4 protein-coding genes are annotated in these 1,710 nt (G+C 62.3%); 1 reads left to right on the top strand and 3 read right to left on the bottom strand.

The features are described 5' to 3' along the window. Positions 1-55: 55 nt before the first annotated feature. The 3 genes from DBO33_RS42460 to DBO33_RS42445 all read right to left on the bottom strand — a co-directional run bounded on the left by DBO33_RS42460 (position 56) and on the right by DBO33_RS42445 (position 1,287). Positions 56-370, bottom strand: a complete 315-nt coding sequence (locus DBO33_RS42460; RefSeq protein WP_107661308.1) for a hypothetical protein — start codon at positions 368-370, stop codon at positions 56-58. 268 nt (positions 371-638) lie between these two features. Then, positions 639-938 (bottom strand): helix-turn-helix domain-containing protein, encoded by a 300-nt coding sequence (locus DBO33_RS42450; protein ID WP_107661307.1) that lies wholly within the window; start codon positions 936-938, stop codon positions 639-641. Continuing rightward, a complete protein-coding gene (locus tag DBO33_RS42445; protein WP_107661306.1) occupies positions 931-1,287 on the bottom strand; it encodes a type II toxin-antitoxin system RelE/ParE family toxin in 357 nt (118 codons plus the stop codon). Before DBO33_RS42445 ends, DBO33_RS42450 begins: the two co-directional genes overlap by 8 nt. Before the next feature lie 238 nt (positions 1,288-1,525). Here DBO33_RS42445 and DBO33_RS44365 point away from each other — a divergent pair. Further along, the coding region (locus tag DBO33_RS44365; RefSeq protein WP_234391499.1) for a hypothetical protein at positions 1,526-1,710 on the top strand (185 nt) is incomplete at its 3' end.

The following is a 1,710-nucleotide window of genomic DNA, read 5'->3' as shown; positions in this document are numbered from 1 at the left end:
TCAGAGGTGTATAAGAGCCAGCCCCTCCACCACCCGCCCCACTAGCAGTTCGTCCTCAGCAATCCCCATCAGCGAGCGATCCATGATCGCAATTTTGCCCGACGGGCTCGAAAAGGTCGGCGACGTTGGTCACAGTCACCGAGCGACGGAGCCACAAACGAAGTACGTCCAGGTCTTCGCACGAAGTGATGCGGGCCCGCGCATCAAGCGGAACCTCGATCGACCGCACATCCAGGAGCTCGAGAATGCTGACCACAACACCCTTGGTCTCTCCCTTGATCAGTCCCTCAGCACGCGCCTCTGCACGCCTTTGGGCATGGACTCGCCGGGAAATCTCCGCCACGACAGACGGGTGGACGTGGATCTCCATTACTCGGACTCGAAAAGCTCAGTGGCAGCGGTCACCGTCACCGCCCGATCGAGCCAACTCTCCAACATATGACGGTCAGTGCACGATGTGATCCGATCTCGCGCATCATCTCCGACGGTGACTCCGCGCCGCTCCAGGACCCGCAGAATGTTTCTGGCGGTCGTCTTGGCCTCGCCTTTGGCCTCGCCCTCGATTAGCCCCTCGGTCCGGCCCTCTTCCCGCAGACGCTGCGACGTCTCCGAGCGGAAGAACGATAGGTCGATCGGCGTCACCCGGCCTCGCACAGGCGCTCGAACTGGACGTTGAGCCTCAAGTGCAAAGCCTCGGCAAGTCGTTCCAGCATGGGGATTGTCGGCATTGTGCCGCCCGCTTCGAAGCGAGCGATCGCCGGCTGCTTCAGCCCTGCGACCTTGGCCAGTTCGGCCTGGGTGAGGCCGAGCTCTTCACGGCGGGCACGAACTGTGGCACCGAGTTCGAATCGGATTCGCGCCGCCTCGTAGCCCGCACCGGCTCCAGGCCGACCCATGACCTCGGCGCGAATGTCGGCCCAACTTTTTCGTTCACCCATGGACTTCTTCCTCCTCCACGGTATGAGCCTCGGCAATGCACCGCTTCATCGCCCGCACTGCCCGCTCAATCTCAGCCTTCTCGCGCATCCGATGCTTGCGGAACACCGTAAGCAAAATGATGCGTCTACCCGATGCAATCCAGTACGTAATCCGCACTGCCTCGCGGGAGAGATGAAATCGGAGCTCACGGAGCTTTCCACACAGTTGCCTGGTGTACGGCTCATCGAGTAACACTCCCCGCTCGGCAAGAAGATCGATGTAGAAGACCACAGTCTCCTGATCGTCTTGACCGCGCAAGGCGAACCACTCGACCACCTCCGGTTCCAGCTCTACCTCTCCCCAATTCATAACATGGATGTTATATCAAATCAAGGACGATAGCCCGAAAATTCCGCGGGATCCTCTGGAGGCGCCCACTAGGCAGCCGAGAGTGTCGCGATCGCCGCAGTCAAGGATTCCGGTCGAGGACAAGGTCCGCCGTGACTGCGCCCCCGCAACGGCCCTCGTGCCGACACCGATCTCCAGGTCGGCACGAGTTGACGCGCGGCACGGCGGCACGCAGGATCGTTCTCGCGATGGATGATTCATGCTGGTAGGGCTGTTGGGTCCGGTGATGGTGGAGGCTGCCGACGGGACACGGGTTTCGGTCGGGGGGCCTCGGGTGCGGGCTTTGCTGGGGCTACTCGCGCTCGAAGCCGGGCGAGTGGTTCCGATGGCGCGACTGGTGGATGGGGTGTGGGGGGAGGACCCGCCTGCGGGGACGGGCAATGC

This window comes from Nocardia suismassiliense (assembly GCF_900269665.1).
Classification (GTDB): domain Bacteria; phylum Actinomycetota; class Actinomycetes; order Mycobacteriales; family Mycobacteriaceae; genus Nocardia; species Nocardia suismassiliense.
The sequence above is the reverse complement of the archived record's forward strand: the minus strand, read 5'-3'. Positions and strand labels throughout refer to the sequence as shown.

Bases quoted from the DNA above. Each gene is read 5' to 3' on its own strand.
- DBO33_RS42450 (WP_107661307.1), bottom strand. From the start codon at position 938: ATGGGTGAACGAAAAAGTTGGGCCGACATTCGCGCCGAGGTCATGGGT.
- DBO33_RS42460 (WP_107661308.1), bottom strand. From the start codon at position 370: ATGGAGATCCACGTCCACCCGTCTGTCGTGGCGGAGATTTCCCGGCGA.
- DBO33_RS42445 (WP_107661306.1), bottom strand. From the start codon at position 1,287: ATGAATTGGGGAGAGGTAGAGCTGGAACCGGAGGTGGTCGAGTGGTTC.